The following is a 24,968-nucleotide window of genomic DNA, read 5'->3' on the forward strand; positions in this document are numbered from 1 at the left end:
GAAATGGAGCGATCGTGGCCAACGAGGTCCCGACGAAACACAGGCAGCTGCTCGACTGGGTGAGCGAGATCGCCCGGCTGACCCAGCCCGACCGAATCGAATGGTGTGACGGTTCGGAAGAGGAGTACCAGCGCCTCGCCGACCTCCTCGTCGAGAAGGGCACCTTCCGCAAGCTCGACGAGAACAAGCGCCCCAACAGCTACTACGCGACGTCCGACCCTCGGGACGTCGCGCGTGTCGAGGACCGGACCTTCATCTGCTCCGAAAAGGAGGAGGACGCGGGTCCGACCAACAACTGGATAGCCCCGGCCGAGATGCGCGCCAAGCTCGACGGGCTGTTCGCCGGTTCGATGCGTGGTCGCACGATGTACGTGGTGCCGTTCTGCATGGGTCCGGTCGGCTCGCCGCTGGCCGCCTACGGCGTGGAGATCACCGACTCCGCCTACGTCGCGGTGTCGATGCGCACGATGACCCGCATGGGGCAGGCGGTCCTGGACTACCTGGGCACCGACGGCGAGTTCGTCAAGGCCGTGCACACCGTCGGGGCACCGCTCGCCGAGGGCGAGGCGGACGTGCCGTGGCCGTGCAACACCGAGAAGTACATCACGCACTTCCCCGAGGACCGGGAGATCTGGTCCTTCGGCTCGGGCTACGGCGGCAACGCCCTGCTCGGCAAGAAGTGCTACGCGCTCCGGATCGCGTCGGTCATGGCGCGCGACGAGGGCTGGATGGCCGAGCACATGCTGATCCTGAAGCTCACGCCTCCCTCGGGCGCCGAGCCGAAGTTCATCGCCGCCGCCTTCCCCTCCGCGTGTGGCAAGACCAACCTCGCGATGCTCCAGCCGACCATTCCGGGCTGGACCGTGGAGACCGTCGGCGACGACATCGCGTGGATGCGGTTCGGCGAGGACGGCCGGCTCTACGCGATCAACCCCGAGGCGGGCTTCTTCGGGGTCGCGCCGGGCACCGGCGAGCACACCAACGCCAACGCGATGAAGACCATGTGGGGCAACTCGGTCTTCACCAACGTCGCGCTCACCGACGACAACGACGTCTGGTGGGAGGGCATGACGGAGGAGCCGCCGGCCCACCTGATCGACTGGAAGGGCAACGACTGGACGCCCGAGTCGTCGACCCCCGCCGCCCACCCCAACGCGCGCTTCACCGTCCCGGCCGCCCAGTGCCCGACGATCGCGCCGGAGTGGGAGGACCCGAAGGGCGTGCCGATCTCGGCGATCCTCTTCGGTGGTCGCCGGGCCAGCGCGGTGCCGCTGGTGACCGAGTCCTTCGACTGGCAGCACGGTGTCTTCCTCGGTGCGAACGTCGCCTCGGAGAAGACCGCCGCCGCCGAGGGCACGGTCGGCGAGCTGCGCCGCGACCCGTTCGCGATGTTGCCGTTCTGCGGCTACAACATGGGCGACTACATGGCGCACTGGCTGGACATCGGCAAGGCGACCTCGGCGGACAAGCTGCCGAAGATCTACTACGTGAACTGGTTCCGCAAGGACGCGGACGGCAAGTTCGTGTGGCCTGGCTTCGGCGAGAACAGCCGGGTGCTCAAGTGGATCGTCGAGCGCCTGGAAGGGCTCGCCGACGGCCTGGACACCCCGATCGGCGTACTGCCCACGCGCGAATCGCTGGACCTCAAGGGTCTGGACCTGAGCGACGCGGAGCTGGACCTGCTGCTGAGCGTGGACCGGGAGATCTGGAAGCAGGAGGCCGCACTGGTCCCCGAGCACCTGGAGAAGTTCGGCACCCACACCCCGCAGGGACTGTGGGACGAGTACAACAAGCTGGTCGCGCGACTCGACGGCTGAGCCGGCCCGTACGTCCACATCGAGCGGACGGTGCGCCGACGGTGAGCTGACTCGACGTCAAAATACCGGTACGCTCCGGGCCCGGCGGGATCTCCTCCCGCCGGGCCCTCGGCGTTTCGACCGGATCCTTCCCCGGCCGGGACCCGGTCGGCCCCCAAGCGCGTGTCGTGGCGCGACACGCCGTGCGCGGGCCGACCTTCACCGCATCTTCACGCCTGTCCTCCGCCGCGTGAGATCGAGCGGACGTCGGACGGGAGTAGGGTTTTCGGCGCGGGTGATCACGGACGGAGGAGCAGGTGGACATGGGCCTGCGGGACCTCGCATACGGCGCGTACGGAAAGCGCATCGAGGCGTCGCTCGACCGTACGGTGATACCGCGTCACGTCGGCGTCATCCTCGACGGCAACCGCCGTTGGGCGAAGGCGTACGGCGAGCAGGTCGCCGAGGGGCACCGCAAGGGCGCCGACAAGATCCACGAACTGCTCACCTGGTGTGAAGAGGTCGGCGTCGAGGTGGTCACCCTGTGGCTGCTGTCCACCGACAACCTCAACCGGCCGCCCGACGAGCTGGCCGACCTGATGGTGATCATCGAGAACGCGGTCACCGACCTGGCCGCCGCGCGGCGCTGGCGGGTTCACCCGGTGGGCGCGCTCGACCTGCTGCCCGAACACACGCGCGAGGTGCTGAAGCGATCCGAGGCCGAGACCGCCGACCTGACCGGCGTCTTCGTCAACGTCGCGGTCGGCTACGGCGGTCGGCACGAGATCGCCGACGCGGTCCGCTCGCTGCTGGTCGAGCACGCCGGCAAGGGCACCTCGATCGAGGAGTTGGCCGAGGTACTCGACGTCGAGCACATCGCGGAGCACCTGTACACGCGCGGGCAGCCCGATCCGGACCTGGTCATCCGAACCTCGGGTGAACAGCGGTTGTCCGGCTTCCTGTTGTGGCAGAGCGCGCATTCGGAGTTCTACTTCTGCGAGGCCTTCTGGCCGGACTTCCGAAAAGTCGACTTTCTCCGGGCGTTGCGCGACTACTCCGCCCGCCATCGTCGCTACGGGGCCTGACGCCTCGTCACCGGGCTTGTCGGAGCCACCGGTTCCACCGGTGTGTGATCATCCGGTTTGTGTTGGACCCCCCGCGACCGGGCATAACCCCGTCGGGCCGGCGCACATCATGTGGGCCGGTGCGATATGTGGGTGACACCCCGTCACCTGCCCGGGAGGCCCTTCCGTGCACTTCAAGCTCCACTGTTCACGGCGACAGGAGGGTCGGGCACCCGGCCTTCGGGCCGGGTCCCGGACTCCGAGCGATCAGGGCGCACGGTGCGCGTGCCCTGAGAGGGGGCGAGGCACTCCGTGGCCACGATCCAACGCCGTGCTCCGCAGCACCGGACGTATGTCCTCGACACCAGCGTGCTCCTTGCCGATCCGTCGGCGCTCTTGAAGTTCGACGAGCACGAGATCGTTCTGCCCGTCGTCGTGATCACCGAGTTGGAGGCCAAGCGGCACCACCCGGAGCTGGGCTACTTCGCCCGGCACGCGCTGCGGATGCTGGACGAGCTCCGCACGCAGTACGGGCGGCTCGACGCGCCGGTGCCGATCGGCGAGTCCGGCGGCACCCTGCGGGTGGAGCTCAATCACATCGACGCGACGGTTTTGCCGCCCGGCTTCCGGCTGGGCGACAACGACTCGCGGATCCTGGCGGTGGCCAGGCACCTCATGGCCGAGGGACACGATGTGACGCTGGTGTCCAAGGACGTCCCGATGCGGGTCAAGGCCTCCGCCGTGGGGCTGAGCGCGGAGGAGTACCGCGCCGAACTGGTGAACACCTCGGGCTGGACGGGGATGGCCGAACTCCAGGTCGACTCGGCCGATATCGACGCCCTGTTCGAGCACGACCGCACACACATCGAACAGGCCGCCGATCTGCCCTGTCACACCGGTCTCGTGCTGGTCTCCGAGCGCGGCAAGGCGCTCGGTCGGGTCACCGCCGACAAGCAGGTCCGACTGGTGCGCGGCGACCGCGACGTGTTCGGTCTGCACGGGCGCAGTGCCGAGCAGCGGATAGCGCTGGATCTGTTGCTCGACCCCGAGATCGGCATCGTGTCCCTGGGCGGCCGGGCGGGCACCGGCAAGTCGGCGCTGGCGATGTGCGCGGGCCTGGAGGCGGTCCTGGAGCGCAATCAGCACCGGAAGGTGATGGTCTTCCGGCCGCTGTACGCGGTGGGTGGTCAGGAACTCGGCTATCTGCCGGGCACCGAGAACGAGAAGATGAGCCCCTGGGCCCAGGCGGTTTTCGACACGTTGTCGGCGGTGACCACGTCGGATGTGATCGAGGAGGTCGTCGCGCGCGGGATGTTGGAGGTGCTGCCGCTCACCCACATCCGCGGGCGTTCGCTGCACGACGCGTTCGTGATCGTGGACGAGGCGCAGTCGCTGGAGCGCAATGTACTGCTGACCGTGCTGTCGCGGATCGGCAGCAACTCGCGGGTGGTGCTCACCCACGACGTTGCCCAGCGGGACAACCTGCGGGTGGGCCGGCACGACGGAGTGGTCGCGGTGGTGGAGAAGTTGAAGGGGCATCCGCTGTTCGCGCACGTGACGCTGACCCGATCCGAGCGCTCGCCGATCGCGGCCCTGGTGACCGAGATGCTGGAGGACCTGCCGGGCTGACGGATGCCTGGTGAACGACCCGGGGGACTGCTTCGACCGGCCCCGTCGGCGACGTCTCGACTGCTTCGAGACGTCGGCGGCGGGGCTTCGACGTGTCCGCATATTCCGGGTGGAAACGGTCCGCGGCGAAATGGAAAAGGCTTGGCGATTCCGGGAGTTGTGATGTTCGACACGTCTCCGGAAATTGCTTCCCGATGTTTGGCTGAGGCAGGCTGCTGGACTTGTAAGACCTCCGCGTACAGCTCGGCCCGAAAACTCAACACATGACCTGCTGTACGCCACCCACGGCACGAGCCCGGCGAACGATCGGGCGCGCAGGCCGAAACGCCCCCCGAGGGGGCGGGGGAGACCGGAGGTTGGACCCGTTCGCCGCTTGGATCGCGGTGCACGCCTGCCGGAAGGAACGTGTGTGAGCCGGATCTCGGTTCGGGGGATAGCCGTGGCGTCAGCCACCGCTGTCACGGCCGTTGGCGCCGTGGTCGGATTCAGTGGCACGGGCGTTTCCGCGTCCGCCGACGCCCAGACGGCAGACGAAGCGAGCACCACGAAGCTTCTCGAGGTTCCCGCGGCCCCCGCGGCGCAGCGGTTGAGCACCGGTATCACCCACCAGGCCGACGCGCAGACCGCCGCCTACGACGAGGCGCAGCGCGTGCAGGCCGAAGAGGCCGCCCGGGTCAAGGCCGAGCGCGACGCGGCCGACAAGGCCGCCGCGGAGAAGGCCGCCGCCGACAAGGCGGCCGCGGAGAAGGAAGCCGCCGAGAAGGAAGCCGCCCAGAAGGAGGCCGACCGCAAGGCGGCCGCCGAGCGCGCGGCGCGATCCGACAACCGCGGCGCGGTGGAGAAGGTGTCGGCGTCCGCCGCCGACGCCCAGTCGATCGCGAAGTCGATGATGAGCGCGAGTTCGTACACGTGCTTCAGCAACATCGTCGAGCGCGAGAGCGGCTGGCGGGTCAACGCCACCAACAAGTCCTCCGGCGCGTACGGTCTGATGCAGGCGCTGCCGGCGAGCAAGTACGCCTCCGCCGGCGCCGACTGGCGGACCAACCCCGCGACGCAGATCAAGTGGGGCCTGAGCTACATGAACGAGCGCTACGGCAGCCCGTGCCAGGCGTGGACGTTCTGGCAGAGCCACAACTGGTACTGAGCAGGCCGCGGGTTTCCCGACCCGCCCCTCCCTCACCTACGACCGGGCCCCGCCCGCCTTTCGGCGCGCGGGGCCCGGTCGTATGCGGCGGGTGTCTCAGACGCGTTCGATGATGGTGCCCGACGCGTTGGCGCCGCCTGCGCACATGGTCACCAGCGCGAACTGCTTGTCGGTGCGCTCGAGTTCGTACAGCGCGGTGGTCAGCAGTCGACCGCCGGTGGAGCCGACCGGGTGGCCGAGCGCGATCGCGCCGCCGTTGACGTTGACCTTGTCCAGGTCGGCCTTTTGTACCTGGGCCCAGGACAGCACGACGGACGCGAACGCCTCGTTGACCTCGAACAGGTCGATGTCGGACATGGCCATCCCCGAGCGGGCGAACAGCCGCTCGGTCGCGTCGTTCGGGCCGTCGAGGTGGTAGTGCGGGTCGGCGCCGACCATGGCCTGCGCGACGATCCGCGCACGCGGGCGCAGGCCCAGCGCGCGGGCGCGGTCCTCGTCCATGATCAGCAACGCCGCGGCGCCGTCGGAGATCTGCGACGAGTTGCCCGCGGTGTGGATGCCGTCGGGCAGGACCGGCTTGAGCCGGGTCAGGCTCTCGATCGTGGTGTCGCGCAGGCCCTGGTCGCGGTCGACCACGGCGGTCTCACCGGTGGGGTTGCCCTCGGTGTCCAGGATCGGGGCCTCGACCGGGACCACCTGCGAGGTGAACCGGCCCTCGTCCCACGCCCGCTTGGCGTTGGCCTGCGAGCGCACACCGAGCGCGTCCACGTCGGCGCGGGTGATGCCCCGGTTGCGGGCGATCCGCTCGGCGGCGGTGAACTGGTCGGGCAGGTCGATCGCCCAGTCCTCCGGCTTCGACTTCTGGCCGGGCTTGGCGGTGTGGCCGAGCGGGTTGCGGCTCATCGACTCGATGCCGCATGCAACTCCCGCATCGATGGCGCCGGTCGCGATCAGCCCGGCGATCAGGTGCACCGACTGCTGGGCCGATCCGCACTGGCAGTCGATCGTGGTGCCGCCGGTGCGGTGCGGCAGTCCGGCGTAGAGCCAGGCGTGCTTGACGATGTCGCCGGACTGCTCGCCGGCCTGGGTGACGCAGCCGCCGATCACCTGGTCGATCAGCTCGGGGTCGATCCCGGCCCGTTCGATCAGCCCGCGCTGTACGGCCGAGAGCAGCTGCACCGGGTGCAGCCCGGCGAGCCGGCCGTTGCGCTTGCCGATCGGGGTGCGCACGGCTTCGACGATGACGGGGTTGCCCATGGGTCGCTCCTAGCGAGTCCTGAGTGGCCGGTCCTCGGGCCGGGCCACGGTGGCGACGGGGTGCCGGCCCGAGCCGACCAGCCTGATCTCACCCTGCACCAGGTGTATGACTAAGTCAAGGATATGGGGATCTCGGGCGGGTTCGGCGGGGGTGCCGAAATGGTCGATGATGGGGCGGATGGGATGGGCGGGGACTACCGGAACGTGAGATTCCGCATGGGAATCCCAGGCGTACTACGCTTGCCTCGTGTTGAGCGATCGAGCGGGTGCGGAGCGTCACAACAGGCCGCGAGCGGATCGACGCGCGGAGATCATCAGACACGCCTGCGCGCTGTTCGCCAAGCGCGGCTACGGTGCCACGACGGTCCGTCAGATCGCCGAGTCCGCCGACATGCTCTCGGGCAGCCTGTACCACCACTTCCCGTCCAAGGAAGCGATGTTGCTCGAGGTGCTCGACTCCTTCTTCGCCGACATCATGAGCCGGCAGCGGGCCACCGTCGAGCGCGGCGGCGCCCCCGTCGACACCCTGCGCGGACTGCTGCGGGACAGCCTCGAAGTGATCGGCAACAGTCCCGACGCGGCCATCGTGGTGGTCGGCGAATCGCGCCGGCTCTCCGGGAGCGACGGTTTCGTGTGGCTGTCCGATCGCACCGTCGAGGCATCCGCGTTGTGGGGGCGGGTGTTGCGGCGCGGCGTCGAGGAGGGCAGCCTGCGCCGAGACCTGCATCCCGTACTGCTGTCGCTGATGCTCCAGTCGGCGGTGTGGGGGATGGCCCAGTGGTATCGGCCGACCGGGCGCTACGACCCCGACGCCGCCGCCGGTCGGCTCGTCGACCTCTTCGTGCGCGGCATCGTCCGCCCCGGACGCTACGCGTCGCAGCACATCTGCACCCTGCTCGGACCGGCCCGCCACATGATGCCCACACTGCGCCGGAGCGGCTCCGGTGACGACGTCCGGGTCGAGGCCGAGCGGCGGATGGCCCGGGTGCCACGCCGCACCGACGCGCGCACCCGGATCCGGATCGCCTCCAACCTGCTCTTCGAACAGGACGGGTACGCGGGCACCACGGTGCGCCGGATCGCCGATCTGGCCGGTGTCCCGGTCGGCAGCCTCGCCCATCACATCGGCTCCAAGGAGCAGTTGCTCGGCGAACTCCTCGGTGAATTCCTCGGCGATCTGCGCACCGCCTTCGACAAGGACGCCGCCGATCGACCGGAGCCGGTCCAGCGACTGGCCGGTCTGATCGGGCACACCGTGGAGGCGCACGCGTGCCACGGGGTGTCGACGGTGCTGGCGATAAACGAGGTACGCGGCGACGAACTGCCCGCGAGCCGGCTGTCCGCGCAGCGCGCCAAGGTCTCCGACACGTGGACCCGCGCGCTGGTCGCCGGCATCCGCTCGGGCGACTTCCACCCGGACCTGGACCCGGTGTTCACCCAGCGGGTGTTGCGCACGGCGATCTCGACCGGGAGCCGGATCTATCGCGGGATGGGCGTGCGGGACGCGGTCGGGTTGTATCGCGAGGTCGCGTTGGCGGGGATGGCGGCGTCGTGAGGGCGGGGCCCGGGGCGGGCTCGCCGCCGGTGTCGGCGCGGCTGCGGTGGACGGCCCGGTGGTGGCGGGCGACCTGGGTGCGCGGCGCGGTGCGGGTGCGGTGGGCGATTCGGTCCCGGCCGGTGGGGTGGTCGCGCGCGGGGCGGTGAGGGGTGCGACGCGGGAGAGCCCGCCCCCCGGGTGGGGACGGGCTCTCGCGTCGTTCTCGCTTGCCGTACGCGGGTGTTCGGGTTCGGGGTGTGCTCGGCCCGGCCCGAACTCCGGTGGCTCAGCCCTGCTCGGACTCCAGCGTCACACCGACCGCGTGGATCACGGCGGCGATCTTGATCGCCTCCTGGATCGTCTCGCGCGGCATGTTCTCCTTGCGCAGGACCTGCTCGTGCGACTCCAGGCACCGACCGCAGCCGTTGATCGCCGAGACGGCGAGCGACCACAGTTCGAAGTCGGCCTTCGGGGCGCCCGGGTTGGCCATGATGTTCATCCGCAGCCCGGCCCGCAGGTTGCCGTACTCCGGGTCGCCGATGAGGTGCATCGACCGGTAGTAGACGTTGTTCATCGCCATGACCGCGGCGGCGGCCTTGGCGGCGTTGTACGCCTCCTCGGACAGCCGGCTCTTCGCCTCGGGCTCCAGCTCGGCGAGCACCTTCGGGCTGCGCGTGGCGATGGCCGACACCAGTACCGTGCCCCAGAGCGTCTGCTCCTGGAGCTTGGAGTTGCCGACGACCGAGCCCAGGTTGAGCTTGAGGTCCTTGGCGTATTCGGGCAGTGCGGCCTTCAGGACGTCGAGACCCATGGATCAGGCGTCCATCAGCTTGGCGGCGTCGAGGGTCTCGCCGCCCTTCTGCCAGTTGCACGGGCACAGCTCGTCGGTCTGCAGCGCGTCGAGGACGCGCAGGACCTCGTCGGGGTTGCGGCCCACCGAGCCGGCGGTGACCATCACGAACTGGATCTCGTTGTTCGGGTCGATGATGAAGACCGCGCGGTCGGCGACACCGTCGGCGTTGAGCACGCCGGCGGCCGAGGACAGCTCGCGCTTGAGGTCGGACAACATCGGGAACGGCAGGTCGGTCAGGTCCGGGTGGTCCTTGCGCCAGGCCAGGTGCACGAACTCGGAGTCCACGGACACGCCGAGCAGCTGCGCGTCACGGTCCTGGAAGTCCTCGTTGAGCCGGCCGAACGCGGCGATCTCCGTCGGACACACGAAGGTGAAGTCCTTCGGCCAGAAGAAGACGACCCGCCACTTGCCGTCGTACGACTTGTTGGTGATCTGCTCGAAGGCCTTGTCCGCCTCCAGCGACACGACGCCGGTGAGGTCGTACTCGGGGAACTGGTTACCGACAGTAAGCACTGGATCTCCTCCGCAGGGGGGCCGGGGAGGCAGGTTCACCGCCCCGGTCGGACGTACGTCGATCACGATGCCACAGCCAAATTGATAGATGAAATAAGCAATGGTTCATCTATTGATCGTGATCACTTATCAGTGTGGAGGAGATGGGGAACGACCAGCTCAGCCGGCCCGTGCGGATGTTCGACGGCCGCCGGAGGGGGCCGGAAGGAGCATACGCGTCACTCTCGCGAGTGCCGAATCGGCGCATTTGGGGGAGGGGCGGCCCCGGTCGCCGAACGGGCGCGCGGGAGTGCCCGCGACGCCCGGCGACCGAACGGATGGATGTGAGGGCGACGATTACGGGGTGTGGCGACCCGGGTCGTCGGCCGCCGGGCACTCCGGCCTGCCTAGCCTTCCGGATAGAAGAGGAACAGCGTGCAGCCGGTGGTGGTCGAGGGGACGTGCCACGACCCGGCGGGGGCGTGCAGGAAGGTGCCGGCCGGGTAGTCGCGCGCCCCGTCGTCGAAGGTGCCGGCGACCACGTAGACCTCCTCCGGGCCGGGCTCGTGTACATCCCGGCGGGGCCAGGCGGACCCCGGGTCCATCTCCAGCACGCCGGCGTGCGCACCGGTCGGTCCCCGCCACAGCGGGCGGAAGCGAACTCCCGGGAAGAGCACGCGGATCGGGGCTTCGTCGACGGACGCGGACACATAGCCCGGCTGGGCGAGGATCTCGGGATGCATGCTCCTCACGGTGCCGTGGGTGGGCCGCGGTGGGACAGGGCCCGGGCGGACACCATGGGGTACGTTCCTGCCATGCATCGTGTGGTGGCCCTGGTGCGGCCGGTGCAGTCGACGTTCGAACTCGGCTGCGCGGTCGAGGTCTTCGGCACCGAGCGGGCCGGGGTGCCGCGGCACTACACGTTCGAAACGTGTACCGAGACGCCGGGGCCGGTGCCGACCACCGGCGGATACACGATGCACGTGCCGCAGGACCTGGCGGTGCTCGACGCGGCGGACACCGTGATCGTCCCGGGGTGGCTGCCGGTGGAGACGCCGCTCTCCGCCGGCGTGCGCCACGCGTTGCTTCGGGCGCACGTGCGTGGGGCGCGTCTGGTCACGATCTGCTCCGGGGTGTTCGCCCTGGCCCGCACCGGGCTCCTGGACGGCCGCTCGGCCACCACGCACCGGGCCCGCGCCGAGCAGTTGCGCCGGGAGTTCCCCCGGGTGCGGGTGGAGCCGGACCGGCTGTACGTGGACCACGGCGACGTCGCCACCAGTGCGGGCGCGGGCGCGGGTCTGGACCTGTGCCTGCACCTGGTCCGGCGGGACCACGGGGCCGCGTACGCGGCTTCGGTGGCGCGGGACATGGTGCTGCCGCCCCGTCGCGAGGACGGCCGGGTGCGGTATCCACCGGCCTCGGCGCCCGGGGACGGCCTCGACGACCTGTTCGCCTGGGCGGGCGAACGCGTCGGCACACCGCTGTCGGTCCCCGACCTGGCCGCGCACGTGGGCGTCTCGCCCCGCACGTTGGCCAGACGCTTCGCCGACCGCCTCGGCACGAGTCCGGGCGCGTGGCTCGTGTCCCGCCGGGTGGCCGAGGCCCGCACGCTCCTGGAGGAAACCGACCTGCCGGTGGAAGCCATCGCCACGCGAGTCGGCTTGGCATCGGCGGTCAACCTCCGCCGCCGCTTCCGCACCCAGGTGGGCACCACCCCGGGCGCATACCGCCGGGCGTTCCGCGCGCGGAACGGCTCCGTCGGTTCGGACGCCGGGCCCCGGCGGCCGTAAGGGCACCGACACCTTCCGGTCCGCGCCACGGCGGTGCGTCGGGCCGCGCGGGGCAAGTTGCATCCTGTCGGTTGTGGGCTGGGAGGGTGAAGGGCGATATCACCCATGGCGCCCAAACGAATACGATGGGTGCCATAGGGGATGTGGCGACACTCGAGTCCTCCCCGAGTGGTCCGACCCTCATCGAGAGGTATCCATGCGTCCGAAGCGATTCGAGCCCTGGTTGGCGGAACTGCTCAGGCAGTCCGGCGCGGTCACCGACGTGGCGGTGCGAACCGAGGCCGGCGAGCAACGGGCTCCTCGGCCGGGCCCGTACGGGGTTTCGCTTCGGCTGCGCAACGGGGCCACGATCGAACTGGGCATCACGGCCGAGTCGGCGCCGGGCGACCAGTACGTGCAGACGGAGACGGAGGTGCGCGGGGAGCCGCCGGCGCGCGTCGAGTCGGTGCCCGCGATCGACGGGGCCAAGGTCAAGGTGGCCGACGTCGAGGAATGGCTCGCCGCCCTGGCGGTCAACAGTGGGAGTCCCGAACTGCGAAAGGTGAGCACACGCTACTCGCAGGAGGACCCGCCGGGGGCGATCCCGTACGGCGTCGAACTTCGTTGGCACAGCGGAGCGAAGACCCGGGTGAACTTCCAGCACGCCTACAGCTCCGGTGATCGCCCCGGAGCGGCGTACCAGTGCCCGGACATCATCTGAGTCGAGGCTCGCCCGCCTCCCGCGCGCACCTTCCGGACCGTGCCCGCCGCCGATCCGCCGGCGACGGGCGACGGGCATCGGCCGCGGGCTGTCGGGACGTCACGGCCGGGTCATCCCCAACACGTCCAAGGCGGTGTCGAGTTCGGCCTCGGTGAGGCGGCCGGCCTCGACGTGTCCGCGTTCGATGACCACCTGGCGGATCGTCTTGCGTTCGGCCAGCGACTGCTTGGCGATCCTCGCCGCCTCCTCGTAGCCCAGGAAGCGGTTCAGCGGGGTGACCACCGACGGGGAGGACTCGGCGTATTCGCGCATACGCTCGACGTCGGCCTCGATGCCGGCCACCGTACGATCCGCCAGTACCCGCGTGACGTTGGCCAGCAGGCGGATCGATTCGAGCACGTTGCGGGCGATCACCGGCAACATCACGTTGAGTTCGAAGTTGCCCGCCGCGCCGCCGAAGGCCACCGCCGCGTCGTTGCCGATCACCTGCGCGACGACCTGGCCGACCGCCTCCGGGATCACCGGGTTGACCTTGCCCGGCATGATCGAGCTGCCCGGCTGCAGGTCCGGCAGCCGGATCTCGGCCAGCCCCGTACGCGGCCCCGAGCCCATCCAGCGCAGGTCGTTGACGATCTTGTTCAGGCCGACCGCGACGGTGCGCAACTGGCCGGACAGCTCGACCAGTCCGTCCCGCGCGCCCTGCGCCTCGAAGTGGTCGCGCGCCTCGACGAACGGCAGCCCGGTGGCCGCCGCGATCTCCGCGATCACCCGGGCCGAGAAGCCGGGCGGGGTGTTGATCCCGGTACCCACCGCCGTGCCGCCCAGCGGCAGTTCGACCACGCGCGGCAGCGTCGCGTGCAGCCGTTCCACGCCGTGGCGCACCTGCGCCGCGTAGCCGCCGAACTCCTGCCCCAGGGTCACGGGTGTGGCGTCCATCAGGTGCGTGCGGCCGGACTTGACCACGTCGGCGAACTCGGTCGCCTTCGACTCCAGGGAGGACGCGAGGTGGTCGAGCGAGGGGATCAGCCGGTGGGTGACCGCGAGCGCCGCCGCGATGTGGATCGAGGAGGGGAAGACGTCGTTGGACGACTGGGACGCGTTGACGTGATCGTTGGGATGTACGTCCCGCCCCAGTCGCTCCGTCGCCAGGGTGGCCAGGACCTCGTTCATGTTCATGTTCGACGAGGTGCCGGACCCGGTCTGGAACACGTCCACCGGGAACTGGTCCGCCCAGCGGCCACCGACCACCTCGGCCGCGGCCTGCTCGATCGCCTCGGCCGTCTCCTCCTCCAGCACGCCCAGTTCGGCGTTCACCCGGGCCGCCGCGCCCTTGATCCGGGCCAGGGCCTCCACGTGCGCCGGTTCCAGGTGCTGCCCGGAGATCGGGAAGTTCGCCACCGCGCGCTGGGTCTGTGCCCGCCACTTGGCGGCGACCGGCACCCGCACCTCCCCCATCGAGTCGTGCTCGACGCGGAACTCGCCGGACGGGTCCGCACCCGCACCCGCGGTCGGTCCTGCGGTGGGCTCCGCGCTCGCTGCTGCCTCGGACATCGCTGTGGCCTCCTAGAAAGCGTTCCCTGGCGACAACGGCTTGTCGGCCCGGCCTGTTCCTGCGGATCGGGCCGGGCGGTCCCGAGCCGCCTAGCCGATCAGCAACACGTGCAGCGTTCGCGGCCCGTGCACGCCCATCACCCGTTCCAGTTCGATGTCGCTGGTCGCCGACGGACCGGAGATCCAGGTCTGCGGACGGCGCGGGTCGAGCCGGGCCACCGCCTCCGGCACGGTGCCCACGACCTGGTCGGCGCGCACCACGCACAGGTGGTAGTCCGGGAGCAGGGTGAGCACCCGGCGGCCCTGGTCGGGGCCGGTGTCCAGGACGATCGTGCCGGTCTCGGCGACGGCGAGCGCACACCCGGTGGCCACCGCGTCGATCGCGCCGATCTCGTCCCGGCTCAGCTCCGGGGCGTCCACCACCAGTTCCGCGCCGAGCCGGTTCAGCCAGGCCATCTTGTTCCCGCGCGGAACCACCAGGCGGGTGACCCCGGCCCGGCGCAGCAGGTCGCTCGCGCCGAGCAGCAGGTCCCGGGTGTCGTGTACGCGCAGCACGGTGGCGTCGTAGTCGGCCAGCCGCGCGGCGAACCGGGCGACCGGGTCGAGTCCCGCCGGGCGCTCGCGCCGATACGTCCGGCGTACCGGCGGCGGCTTGGGCCGGTCGTCGAGGGCGGCGCGGAGTCGGTCCAGGACCACCGTTCGCGCCTCGCGGTCCGCCTCGTGGCGTTCCACCGTCACAACTCTCGACCCCCTTCGGTGCGCTTGTACCAGGACCGGAACGACTCCGCCGGGGGCGCCGGCGCGTCCCGGTCGGCGAACCACGCGCCCACCGGCCCGGACACGCGCTTGGGCAGGGGGACCCGACCGATCACGCCGTGGCGCACGAAGTGCGCGCCGACCCCGGCCACATGTTGGGCGAAGCCGATCCGCCACGGCTTCTCGAACATCCAGCGCAGCGTCTTCATCCCGGCGTCCTCGGCCCGGTCGTGCGGCCCGCGCCCGCCGTCCACAACCTGTGCACGAAGATGCACCAGCACCTCGGGGATGTCGATCCGCACCGGACACGCGTCGAAGCACGCCCCGCACAGACTCGACGCGAACGGCAACGACGCGGTCTGCGCGTCCACCGGATGCCGGGCGATGCCGCGCAGTTGCGGAGTGAGGATCGCGCCGATCGGCCCCGGGTACACCGACCCGTACGCATGCCCGCCGGTGCGCTCGTACACCGGGCACACGTTCAGACAGGCCGCACACCGGATGCAGCGCAGCGCCTGGCGGCCCACCGGGTCGGACAACACGTCGGAGCGGCCGTTGTCGAGCAGGATCAGATGGAACTCCCGCGGCCCGTCCCCGGGGGTGATTCCCGTCCACATCGACGTGTACGGGTTCATCCGCTCCCCGGTGGCGCTGCGCGGGAGCAGTTGCAGGAACACCTCCAGGTCGCCCCACGTGGGCAGCAGCTTCTCCACGCCCAGAACGGTGATCAGCGTCTCGGGCAGGGTCAGACACATGCGCCCGTTGCCCTCCGACTCGACCACGCACACCGTGCCGGTGTCGGCGATGGCGAAGTTGGCGCCGGAGACCGCGACCTTCGCGCGCAAGAACTTCTCCCGCAGGTGCAGCCGCGCGGCGGCGGCGAGCGCGGCCGGCTCGTCGCTCAGCCGTTCGGGCGCCGGCCGGCCCACCCGGCCCATCTCGCGGACGAAGATCTCCCGGATCTGCGCCCGGTTGCGGTGGATCGCGGGCACCACGATGTGCGACGGCAGGTCGTCGCCGAGCTGCACGATCAGCTGCGCGAGGTCGGTCTCCCACGCGTGGATCCCGGCCTCGGCCAGCGCGTTGTTCAGCTCGATCTCCTCGGTGGCCATGGACTTGACCTTGACCACCTCGTCCACGCCCTCGGCCCGGACGATGTCGACCACGATCGCATTCGCCTCGGCCGCGTCCCGGGCCCAGTGCACCACGCCCCCGGCCGCGCGGACCGCCGCCTCCAGGTGTTCCAGGAGGCCGGGCAGTCGGGCCAGCACGTCGTCCTTGATCGCCTCGCCGGCCCGGCGCAGCAACTCCCAGTCGGGCAGCTCCGCGACCACCGCGTCGCGCTTGGCCCGGATGGTGTGCGTGGCCGCGCGCAGATTGGCCCGCTGGACGGGGTTCGCCAGCTCGGCCTCGGCCGCCTCGGGGAAGGGCGGCATGCCGACGAAGGTGGGTTCCCTGCGTACCGCCGCGGTCATCGGGTCGCCTCCGGTCCGGGGGCGTGCCCCACGACGAGGTCCGACGCGCCGGGCAGGCCCGGCCGGTACACCGGCACGTCCGGCAGCGCGTCGGTGCGGGCCAGGATGTCCGCCAGGTGCAGCACCCGGACGCCCGCGTGTTGTCGGGAGACGAGTCCGCCGATGTGGGTCAGGCACGAGTTGTCCCCGGCGCACAACACCTGCGCGCCGGATTCCAACACGGCGCTCACCTTGTCGTCGCCCATCGCCGCCGACGTCGGCGCGTTCTTCACCGCGAACGTGCCGCCGAAGCCGCAACATTCCTCGGCGCGCGGCAGGTCGACCAGGGTCAGTCCGCGCACCGCGCGCAGCAGTCGGGTCGGCCGATCGCCCACCCGCAACATGCGCAGCGAGTGGCAGGTGGGGTGGTACGCGACGCTGTGCGGGAAGTAGGCGCCCACGTCGGTCACCCCGAGCACGTCGACCAGGAACTCGCTCAGTTCGTACACCTTCGGCGCCACCCGCGCGACGCCCTCCGGCAGCGTGCCGCCGGCCGTGCGGGCCACCGTGGCGGAATGCTCGCGCACCATCGCGGTGCACGATCCGGACGGCACGATCACCGCGTCGTAGCCCTCGAACGCCTCGACGAAGGACCGGACCAGCGGTACCGCGTCGCGCCGGTAGCCGGAGTTGAAGTGCATCTGGCCGCAGCACACCTGGTCGTACGGGAACTCCACCTCGTGTCCGAGGCGCCGCAGCACCCGGACCACGGACGCGCCGGTCTCCGGGAAGAGCGTGTCGTTGAAGCACGTGATGAAAAGGGCAAGACGCACGATTTACCTCCGCGATCGACTGTACGGACGTCCCGTGGCACACGCCCGGTCAGACCCGCCGGGCGCGTCCGGTCGTGTGACGAAGGGCGCGGCGGGGGCGTCGGGATCGGGGCCGGTCTCCGACCTGCGCGGTTGCCACGTAGGGTCTGCGCATGAGCCTCCGGACGGCATTCGGCCGCCCCTTCGCCGCCGTGCGCACGCGACTGACCACGCGTCGGTCGCGGGTCCTGGCCGGTGTCCTCGCCCTCGTGGTGGTCGCAATCGCGGTCCTCGGCGTCGGCGTGGTGGCCGGTGACGACGCCGCGACGCCGGTACGCGCCGCCGAACAGCGCGTGGACGTGGCCGCGGGACCGGGCGATCCGGCCCGGATCGGCATCGACACCACGCTGTTCGTGCCGCCCGGTGTGCGCGGGCCCGCGCCCGCGGTGCTGCTCGCACACGGATTCGGCGGCAGCAAGGCCGAGTTGCGCCGGGACGCGGAGGCGCTGGCCCGTTCGGGGTATGTGGTGCTGACCTATTCGGCGCGGGGCTTCGGCGGCTCGGCGGGGCAGATCATGCTGGACCAGCCGGACTACGAGGTGGCCGACGCGCGGGCGCTGATCGACTGGCTGGCCGCGCGGCCCGAGGTGCGCCTGGACGGTCCCGGCGATCCTCGGGTGGGCGTGGCGGGTGCCTCGTACGGCGGCGCGCTCTCGCTGCTGACCGCCGCCTACGACCCGCGCGTGGACGCCATCGCGCCGCAGATCACCTGGCACGACCTCGCCGACGCGCTGCTGCCGAACGCGGCGGGCGGCGGGCCGGCCGAGGGGGTGTTCAAGAAGATGTGGGCCGGGCTGTTCTTCTCCTCCGGGACCAGCCCGCTGGGCGGGCTCGCCCCGATAGACGCGAAGACCGGATGCGGGCGGTTCGACGACCGGGTGTGCCAGATCTACCGCGAGGTGGCGGTGTCGGGGAAGTCCACGCCGCAGGCGGTCGACCTGCTGCGGCGGGCCAGTCCGGTCTCGGTCGCGGACCGGATCGCGGTGCCGACGCTGCTGATCCAGGGCCAGAACGACTCGCTGTTCCCCCTCGACCAGGCGGACCGCAACGCGGCGGCGATCGCCCGCAACGGCGCGCCGGTGGAGATGGTGTGGACGGCGGGCGGGCACGACGGCGGGCGGCCGCAGAGCGCGATGGTGCGCGACCGGGTCACGGGGTGGTTCGACCGCTGGCTCAAGCCGGCCGCCCCCGCGCCCAAGGCCGGTGCGCCGACCGCGGCCGGGCCGTTCCGGGTGACCCGCTCCGGCGGGGTGGACAGTGCGACCCGGGAGCAGCGGCTGCGGATCGCCGACACCGACCACTACCCGGGCCTGGGCGGAACCCGGCAGCGCGAGGTGGTGCTCGCGGGGCCGGAGCAGACCGTGGCCAACCCGCCCGGGGGTGCGCCGACGTCGGTGTCCGGGCTGCCCGGCCTCGGCCTGCTGTCCGGCGCGGGCGGGCCGGCCGCGCTGGCCGCCGGCGCGGGCGACCTCGGCGGGATCGCCTTCGACCTCCCCGGGCAGAGCGCGTTCTTCCAGAGCGACCGGGTCGACGGCAGTGTCCGGATCACCGGTTCGCCGACCGCCCGGGTGCGGGTTTCGGGCGCCGACGACATCGTGCTGTTCGCGAAGTTGTACGACATCGCGCCGGGTGGGGCGAGTGTGCTGCCGCATCAGTTGGCCGCGCCGATCCGGGTGAGCGGGGCGCAGGGCGGGCGGGACGTGGAGATCCGGCTGCCGGCGATCGACCACGAGGTGGACTCGGGTCACCGGCTGCGGCTCGTGCTGACCGCGACCGACCTGGGCTTCGCGTCGCCGAATCCGCCCGCGAGCTACCGGGTCGCGCTCGCCGGGCCGCTGACGCTGCCGTCGGTGCCGCGGTTGCACGTGGCCTCGACCGGCTACGCCTGGTGGACGTGGGGCCTGCCGCTGATCGCGGTCGTGGTCGCGCTCGCCCTGCTGCTCACCGGGCGGCGGCGGGCGGCGGCGGCCGCGCCGGATCCGGATCTGGCCGACGTTCCGCTGCAGATCCGGGGCCTGACCAAGCGGTACAAGGGCGGCAAGCTCGCCGTCGACGACCTGTCCTTCGGGGTCGAGGCGGGTCAGGTGCTCGGTCTGCTCGGCCCCAACGGCGCGGGCAAGACCACCACACTGCGCATGTTGATGGGCCTGATCCTGCCGGACGGCGGCGAGACAAGGATCTTCGGTCGAGTCGTCGGGCCCGGCGCGCCGGTGTTGTCCCGGCTCGGCTCGTTCGTCGAGGGCCCGGGCTTTTTGCCGCACCTGTCCGGGCGGGAGAACCTGTCGCTGTACTGGCGCGCCACCGGCCGGCCGCACGAGGACGCGCACTTCGACGAGGCGCTGGAGATCGCCGGGCTCGGCGAGGCGCTGGATCGGAACGTACGCACCTACTCGCAGGGCATGCGCCAGCGCCTGGCCATCGCCCAGGCCATGCTCGGCCTGCCGGATCTGCTGGTGTTGGACGAGCCGACCAACGGGCTCGACCCGCCGCAGATCCGGGCGATGCGCGACGTGCTGATCGGCTACGCGGCCACCGGCCGCACCGTGGTGGTCTCCAGCCACCTGCTGGCCGAGGTCGAACAGACCTGTACGCACGTCGTGGTGATGCACCGGGGCCGGCTGATCGCCGCCGGGCCGGTCGGTGAGATCGTCGGCAACGGCAACACGCTGGTGATCGGAACTCCCGTGCCGGACCTGGCGATCGCGACCCTGAAGGACCTGCCGGGCGTCGGCTCGGTGGAGCCCGAGGAGGGCGGCGTACTCGTGCACCTGGCGGGCGCGCAGACCTCCGTCCTGGTGGCCGAACTCGTCGGCGCCGGCGTCGCGGTGGACCGGGTGACCGCGCGTCGCCGGTTGGAAGACGCGTTCCTGACGCTCATTGGGGAGTCCTGATGACCCGTACGCTCCCCGAGTTGCCGACCGACGAGGGCGCGCACCCGATCCCGGGCGCGGCACACGCGCACGGTTATCGCCCCCGGCACACGTTGCCTATTCGGGTCGAGGCCGTGCGCCAATTCCGGCGCCGGCGCACGCTGTTCATGATCGGGCTGCTGCTCGCGCTGCCGTGGATCCTGGTCGCCGCGTTCAAGATCGGCGGCGATCCGTCGGCGGACTCGGTGCCGACGCTGGTGGACGTGGCGACTCGGAGCGCGCTCAACTTCACCGCGTTCACCCTGTTCGTCTCGACCGGGTTCCTGCTGGTGGTGGCGGTCGCGCTGTTCTGCGGCGACACCGTGGCCAGTGAGGCGAGTTGGTCCTCGCTGCGGTATCTGCTGGCCGCTCCGGTGCCGCGTGCCCGGCTGTTGCGGGTCAAGCTCGTGGTGGCGCTCGGCTACAGCGTGCTGGCCCTGGTGCTGCTCCCGCTGATGGCGATGATCGCGGGCGCGATCGCCTTCGGGTGGGGGCCGTTGGACCTGCCGGTGGGTGCGTCGCTGCCCACGGGCGAGGCGCTGGCCCGGATGTCGGTGGTGGTCGCCTACGGCGTGGTGGCGCAACTGGTGGTGATGGGCATCGCGTTCTGGCTGTCCACGGTCACCGACGCCCCGCTGGGCGCGGTGGGCGGCGCGGTCGGCCTGGTGGTCGTCTCCAACATCGTGGACGCGGTGACGGCGCTCGGATCCTGGCGGGACTACCTGCCCACGCACTGGCAGTTCGCGTGGGTCGACGTACTCCAGACCGACCCGGAGTGGGACGGCATGATCAAGGGCTCGGCGGTGTCGGTCTCGTACGCGGTGGTCTTCCTGGCCTTGGCGTTTCGCCACTTCGGCCGCAAGGACATCGTCTCGTGAGCCCCGCCGAGGCTCCGGTGGTCGGGGGTGCGGCGGGCGCCGGCCGACCTGCTCGGTGAGGTCTTCGGCGGGCTTCGGGCCTACGGCGGCCCGCGGTGCGTCGGCGTCCGTACCCGGATGTTCTTCGCATGATGGCCCACCCGTAACATGACTTCCGGTCAGGTGTTCCGGGCGCTGGGTACACCAAGCTCATGTCTAACATCCTGCGCATGCACGAGCACTTCGACGATTCCCGTTCCGCGGCCGGCACCTGGTCTCCCGGCGACCAGGTGCTCTGGCGTTATCTGCGCGGGGACCAGGTCCTGGACTGTCGGCCGGTGACCGTGGTTCGCGACGACCCGGACCAACTCGCGGTCTGGCTCGCCGGCGGGACCTCACGGGTCAAGCCGATGTTGCCGGACGGTTCGGACATCCGGACCGCGCCGATCGAACGCAGATTCCGGCTCGGTCGGATCCCCTCGGTGGTCGAGTGGCACGGGACGGGCGTGTTGATGCTGGCCCGGCCGGGCGAGCCGTGGTCGGTCTGGCTGTTCTGGCAGCCCGGCTGGCGGTTCTCCGGCTGGTACGTCAACCTCGAACGCCCGCGCACCCGTTGGGCGGGCGGCGTGGACACCGAGGACCACGTGCTGGACGTGTGGGTCACCCCGGATCGCCGCTGGGAGTACAAGGACGAGGACGAACTCGCCGCCTCCCGCGAGGCGGGCCGGCTCACCGACCGTCAGGTCGAGGCGATCGAGGCCGAGGGTCGGGCCGCCGTCGCGGCGATCGAGGCGTGGGGCGCGCCGTTCGACCAGGGGTGGGAGAACTGGCGTCCCGACCCGGCCTGGCCGCTGCCGCAACTGCCCGACGACTGGGCGGACAACGTCCGCATCGCCTAGCGACTCCGCTTTCCCGGGCCCGACTTCGGTCGGGCCCGACGTGTGCGCGGACCGGTTCGTCGGGCCCGACGAGCAACGATCGAGGCGGGTGGGCTCGCGGACGCCGTTGCGACGGCGACGGCCCGTCGCCGACCCGAACGGCGCCGTCACGCCCCGGCGCCGGCCCTCACCGCACCACCCGTACCGGCAGATCGCGCACCGCGCGCCGCAGCGCGACCGCCAGGTCGGCGAACTCCGCGCCCCGGCCCGTGCTGGAGCGCATGACCAGGCCGATGCGTCGGTACGGCGCGGGCGCGGCGAAGCGGGACACCGCCAGCTGCGAGCCCGGGCGGGTCTCCACGTCGATCGCGGTCTGCGGGAGCAGGGTCACGCCCAGGCCGCCGGCGACCAGCTGGACCAGGGTGGGCAGGCTCGCCGCGCGGGTCGCGCCCGCCTCGGCCGCGCCGACCTCGCGGCAGACGTCCAACGCCTGGTCGCGCAGACAGTGGCCCTCGTCCAGGAGCAGTACGTCGAGGCCGCGCAGGGCGGAGCGGGACAGGTTCCGGCGGCCCGCCAACTCGTGGCCCTCGGGCACGATCAGGGTGAAGTCCTCCTCGTACAGCGGGATCTCCTCTACCCCGCCGAGCCCGGGGGAGGGCAGCGCGAGCAGGAGCAGGTCCAGCCGGCCGCCGGTGAGGCCGTCCATCAGCGAGCCGGTCTGCTCCTCGTGGACGTACAGCTGGAGGTCCGGGTACTCCTCCCGGGCCAGCCGCAGCAGCGCCGGCAGCACGTACGGCGCCACCGTCGGGATCACCCCCAGGTGCAGCGGCCCCGTGAACGGGCGCCGGGCCGATTCGGCCTCGTCCACCAGGTCGGCGAGCGCGTCGAGCACGCGGCGGGTATGCCGCGCGACCCGTTCGCCGGCCGGGGTGAGCAGGACCCGCCGCGTGGTGCGCTCCACCAGCTGCGTGCCCAGGGCGTCCTCCAGGGCGGCGATCGCCCCGGACAGCGCGGGCTGACTGGTGCCCACCGCCGCCGCCGCGTCCCGGAAGTGCAGGTAGTCGGCCACCGCGGCGAAGGCCCTGAGCTGCGACAACGTCGGCGTGCGAGTACTGATGGGAACCACCTGTCGGGTGCGTGTGGGCGGCCGATCCCCCGGCTCCTCCACGATAGGGCAACCGTCCGGACCGGCCCCGTGCCGCGGACGCGTCCCGCCGCTCCGCTCGGGTGGCCGGCCGATCCTTGTGTCGCACGTCACTTCTCTTCCGGTGTACCCACCGGTAGCTTGCTCTCGCTCCACAGTGCCCAAGTCCCCTTTGGGCGGCTCGTGCGTGTTCCTTCCATGCCACGAAGGCGAGGGTGCATGTCCAGATTCGAGCGAATGCGGACGCTACGACGGGTGCGCGGCAGGGTGGTGCCGGTGGCGCTGATGGCGACCCTGATGGGTCTCACCGGCGGCCTGACCGCGACCGGGTCGGCCGGTGCGGCCCCGGCGGGAGCCGCCGCCACCGCGCTGTCCCCCCAGCTGGAGGCGATCCGGCAGGCCGAGGCCCTGGCGCTCTACGGGAGCACCGGGATCAAGCCGATCGCCGAGCGCAAGACGTCGCTGATCTCGCTCGGCGACAGCGAGATCGCCGGCGAGGGCGTCGGCGTGTACGAACCCGGCACCGACGGCCCGGACAACTGGTGCCACCGGTCGCCCGAGGCGGCGATCCACAAGACCGGGATCCCGACCGACCTGACCTACAACGTGGCCTGCTCCGGGGCGTCCACGGTCAACATCAGGATCGGCGGCAGCAGGCAGTACGCCGACGAACCGGTGCAATCGGACAGCCTGGCGATCAAGGCGCGCAACACCCGCGTACAGCTGATCCTGCTGGTCGCGGGGGCCAACGACGACATCCAATTCGGCCCGACCATGACCGACTGCGTGACCAGGCGGGTGTTCTTCCAGGGCGAGTGCTACGGCACGTACCAGCCCGGCTGGCAGGCGCGCGCCGACGCGATGCGACCCAAGGTCGAGCAGACCGTGCGCGACCTGAAGACCGTCATGGCCGACGCGGGCTACGCGAGCGGCGACTACAAACTCGTGCTGATGGGCTACCCGTCGCCGATCGCCCCGGATGTGGAGGACAACCCCGACTTCCCCGGCTGGTACGCCGGCGGCTGCCTGGGTTATCTGCGCGACGCGGCGTGGGGGCGCAACGAGGCGGTGCCGATCTTCGAGCGGGCCGAGCGCCTGGCCGCGGCGAACACCGGTGTCACCTACCTGGACAACTCGCGGCTGTTCCACGGCCACGAGGTCTGTACCGACAACACCTGGGCACGCGGCCTGTGGTTCGCCAACCCGAACGTGTTCGATCCGAACACGACCCGGCAGAGCTTCCACCCCAACGCGCGCGGCCACCTGGCGTTCGCGTCCTGCCTGACCCAGCTGTACGCCTCGGGCTGGAATCAGGCCGGTTGCGCGGACCCGACAAGCACCGGACAGGCCAGGCTGTATCAGGGTGTGCTCAGTGCCGACTTCCGGCAACTGCGCAACGAGGGGACCGGGTTGTGCGCCGACGCGTACGGCTTCTCCTCGCGCAACCGGACCCCGGTGGACCTGTGGCCCTGCCACGGCGGGCGCAACCAGGGCTTCCGGTACGACGCCGCGAACCAGTCGTTGCACACCGAACTCAGTGAGGACCGGTGTGTGGACCCGCTCGGCGGCGGGCGCGCCGCGGGCACCGCGCTGGTGTTGTGGAACTGCGACGGCGGTACCAACCAGCGCTTCGTCGAGGTCGCGGGCACGCTGCGGCCGGCCGATACGCAGACCCTGTGCGTGGCGGCGCCGGCGGCCGACGCGACGCTCGGCGCGAAGCTGGTGCTGGCCGGGTGTGACGGCTCGGCGGGGCAGCGGTGGGTCAAGGAGCCCGCCGCGCCGGTACGGTTCGCCGAACTCGTCTCCGGCGCCAGGTGCCTGGACGTGGACGGCGGCACGATGTCGTCCGGGCAGGCGGTGCTGGCCTGGGACTGCACCGGCAACACCAACCAGAAGTGGTGGCGCAACCCGGCCACGGGCCAGGTGCACAGCCTGAAGGACCCGGCGTACTGCCTGGACAACCGCGGCGCCACGGCGGCGGGCGCGGGTCTGGGCATCTGGCGGTGCGACGACGCGCACGGGGCGTACCTGAACAACCTGCGCTTCGATTCGGACGCGGCCGGCCGCCTGGTCAGCCGGGTCTCCGGCCTCGCGGTGACCGCTCCGGCGGGCAACGGCGCGGTCACCCAGCAGCCGGCGAGCGCGTCGCCGGCGCAGACGTGGACCGCGGGGGTCTCGGTGGCCCTGCCCTACTCGGTGATTCCGTACGACGCGTACTGAGCGCGCACGTCCCACGCGGTCCCCGTCCGGATGCCGGGACGGGGGCCGCGGCGGCGGCGGGTTCC

General features: G+C 71.3%; 20 protein-coding genes. 11 read left to right on the plus strand and 9 right to left on the minus strand.

Translation table 11 applies throughout. The features are described from left to right. Positions 1-14: 14 nt before the first annotated feature. The 4 genes from B4N89_RS17890 to B4N89_RS17905 all read left to right on the plus strand — a co-directional run bounded on the left by B4N89_RS17890 (position 15) and on the right by B4N89_RS17905 (position 5,633). Positions 15-1,817 carry a phosphoenolpyruvate carboxykinase (GTP) gene (locus B4N89_RS17890; RefSeq protein ID WP_201260856.1) on the plus strand — a complete coding sequence of 601 codons (1,803 nt, stop codon included), beginning with the start codon at positions 15-17 and terminating at the stop codon, positions 1,815-1,817. Between the two features lie 302 nt (positions 1,818-2,119). After that, on the plus strand, positions 2,120-2,881 hold the full coding sequence (locus B4N89_RS17895; RefSeq protein ID WP_078976826.1) for an isoprenyl transferase: 762 nt from the start codon (positions 2,120-2,122) through the stop codon (positions 2,879-2,881). A 291-nt stretch (positions 2,882-3,172) separates the two neighbouring features. Next, a complete protein-coding gene (locus tag B4N89_RS17900; RefSeq protein WP_078976827.1) occupies positions 3,173-4,489 on the plus strand; it encodes a PhoH family protein in 1,317 nt (438 codons plus the stop codon). A 586-nt stretch (positions 4,490-5,075) separates the two neighbouring features. Next, complete coding sequence (locus B4N89_RS17905; RefSeq protein WP_321170696.1) at positions 5,076-5,633, plus strand: lytic transglycosylase domain-containing protein; 558 nt, start codon at positions 5,076-5,078, stop codon at positions 5,631-5,633. Positions 5,634-5,729: 96 nt separating this feature from the next. Here B4N89_RS17905 and B4N89_RS17910 read toward each other — a convergent pair whose 3' ends face one another. After that, complete coding sequence (locus B4N89_RS17910; protein ID WP_078976829.1) at positions 5,730-6,890, minus strand: steroid 3-ketoacyl-CoA thiolase; 1,161 nt, start codon at positions 6,888-6,890, stop codon at positions 5,730-5,732. A gap of 247 nt (positions 6,891-7,137) precedes the next feature. Between B4N89_RS17910 and B4N89_RS17915 the strand changes: the two genes are divergently transcribed. After that, positions 7,138-8,445: a TetR/AcrR family transcriptional regulator gene (locus tag B4N89_RS17915; RefSeq protein ID WP_078976830.1), complete on the plus strand. Its 1,308-nt coding sequence runs from the start codon at positions 7,138-7,140 to the stop codon at positions 8,443-8,445. Between the two features lie 268 nt (positions 8,446-8,713). Here B4N89_RS17915 and B4N89_RS17920 read toward each other — a convergent pair whose 3' ends face one another. From B4N89_RS17920 to B4N89_RS17930, 3 genes are all read right to left on the minus strand, one after another. Next, positions 8,714-9,238 carry a carboxymuconolactone decarboxylase family protein gene (locus B4N89_RS17920; protein WP_078976831.1) on the minus strand — a complete coding sequence of 175 codons (525 nt, stop codon included), beginning with the start codon at positions 9,236-9,238 and terminating at the stop codon, positions 8,714-8,716. Positions 9,239-9,241: 3 nt separating this feature from the next. After that, positions 9,242-9,793: a peroxiredoxin gene (locus B4N89_RS17925; protein ID WP_078976832.1), complete on the minus strand. Its 552-nt coding sequence runs from the start codon at positions 9,791-9,793 to the stop codon at positions 9,242-9,244. Between the two features lie 386 nt (positions 9,794-10,179). Continuing rightward, entirely contained in the window at positions 10,180-10,515 is a 336-nt protein-coding gene (locus B4N89_RS17930) for a cupin domain-containing protein (protein ID WP_078976833.1), read from the minus strand. 72 nt (positions 10,516-10,587) lie between these two features. Here B4N89_RS17930 and B4N89_RS17935 point away from each other — a divergent pair, with 72 nt between their 5' ends. Together B4N89_RS17935 and B4N89_RS17940 are read left to right on the plus strand one after the other, a co-directional pair. Continuing rightward, a complete protein-coding gene (locus tag B4N89_RS17935; RefSeq protein WP_078976834.1) occupies positions 10,588-11,562 on the plus strand; it encodes a GlxA family transcriptional regulator in 975 nt (324 codons plus the stop codon). Between the two features lie 196 nt (positions 11,563-11,758). Beyond that, a complete protein-coding gene (locus B4N89_RS17940) occupies positions 11,759-12,262 on the plus strand; it encodes a hypothetical protein (RefSeq protein WP_078976835.1) in 504 nt (167 codons plus the stop codon). Between the two features lie 99 nt (positions 12,263-12,361). Here the strand turns inward: B4N89_RS17940 and B4N89_RS17945 are convergent, their stop codons facing one another. The 4 genes from B4N89_RS17945 to B4N89_RS17960 all read right to left on the minus strand — a co-directional run bounded on the left by B4N89_RS17945 (position 12,362) and on the right by B4N89_RS17960 (position 16,856). Then, on the minus strand, positions 12,362-13,813 hold the full coding sequence (locus B4N89_RS17945) for a class II fumarate hydratase (RefSeq protein WP_078976836.1): 1,452 nt from the start codon (positions 13,811-13,813) through the stop codon (positions 12,362-12,364). Positions 13,814-13,903: 90 nt separating this feature from the next. Next, positions 13,904-14,545 carry a LutC/YkgG family protein gene (locus B4N89_RS17950; RefSeq protein WP_321170697.1) on the minus strand — a complete coding sequence of 214 codons (642 nt, stop codon included), beginning with the start codon at positions 14,543-14,545 and terminating at the stop codon, positions 13,904-13,906. A gap of 2 nt (positions 14,546-14,547) precedes the next feature. Next, positions 14,548-16,044: a lactate utilization protein B gene (locus tag B4N89_RS17955; RefSeq protein WP_078976838.1), complete on the minus strand. Its 1,497-nt coding sequence runs from the start codon at positions 16,042-16,044 to the stop codon at positions 14,548-14,550. Beyond that, entirely contained in the window at positions 16,041-16,856 is an 816-nt protein-coding gene (locus B4N89_RS17960; protein ID WP_078976839.1) for a (Fe-S)-binding protein, read from the minus strand. The genes B4N89_RS17955 and B4N89_RS17960 overlap by 4 nt, the downstream gene beginning before the upstream one ends. Before the next feature lie 152 nt (positions 16,857-17,008). Here B4N89_RS17960 and B4N89_RS17965 point away from each other — a divergent pair, with 152 nt between their 5' ends. The 3 genes from B4N89_RS17965 (at position 17,009) to B4N89_RS17975 (ending at position 21,560) form a co-directional block, all read left to right on the plus strand. Further along, entirely contained in the window at positions 17,009-19,786 is a 2,778-nt protein-coding gene (locus tag B4N89_RS17965; protein WP_235618675.1) for an alpha/beta fold hydrolase, read from the plus strand. Then, positions 19,786-20,682, plus strand: a complete 897-nt coding sequence (locus B4N89_RS17970; RefSeq protein WP_235618676.1) for an ABC transporter permease — start codon at positions 19,786-19,788, stop codon at positions 20,680-20,682. Before B4N89_RS17965 ends, B4N89_RS17970 begins: the two co-directional genes overlap by 1 nt. A gap of 191 nt (positions 20,683-20,873) precedes the next feature. Then, positions 20,874-21,560 carry a DUF402 domain-containing protein gene (locus tag B4N89_RS17975; RefSeq protein ID WP_235618677.1) on the plus strand — a complete coding sequence of 229 codons (687 nt, stop codon included), beginning with the start codon at positions 20,874-20,876 and terminating at the stop codon, positions 21,558-21,560. A gap of 166 nt (positions 21,561-21,726) precedes the next feature. On the opposite strand, the gene B4N89_RS17980 is transcribed toward B4N89_RS17975, so the two are convergent. Further along, positions 21,727-22,635 carry a LysR substrate-binding domain-containing protein gene (locus B4N89_RS17980; protein WP_321170698.1) on the minus strand — a complete coding sequence of 303 codons (909 nt, stop codon included), beginning with the start codon at positions 22,633-22,635 and terminating at the stop codon, positions 21,727-21,729. Between the two features lie 267 nt (positions 22,636-22,902). Between B4N89_RS17980 and B4N89_RS17985 the strand changes: the two genes are divergently transcribed. Beyond that, on the plus strand, positions 22,903-24,903 hold the full coding sequence (locus tag B4N89_RS17985; protein ID WP_078976842.1) for a ricin-type beta-trefoil lectin domain protein: 2,001 nt from the start codon (positions 22,903-22,905) through the stop codon (positions 24,901-24,903). Positions 24,904-24,968 lie beyond the last annotated feature (65 nt).

The sequence above is a fragment of the Embleya scabrispora genome (assembly GCF_002024165.1).
Taxonomy (GTDB): Bacteria; Actinomycetota; Actinomycetes; order Streptomycetales; family Streptomycetaceae; genus Embleya; species Embleya scabrispora_A.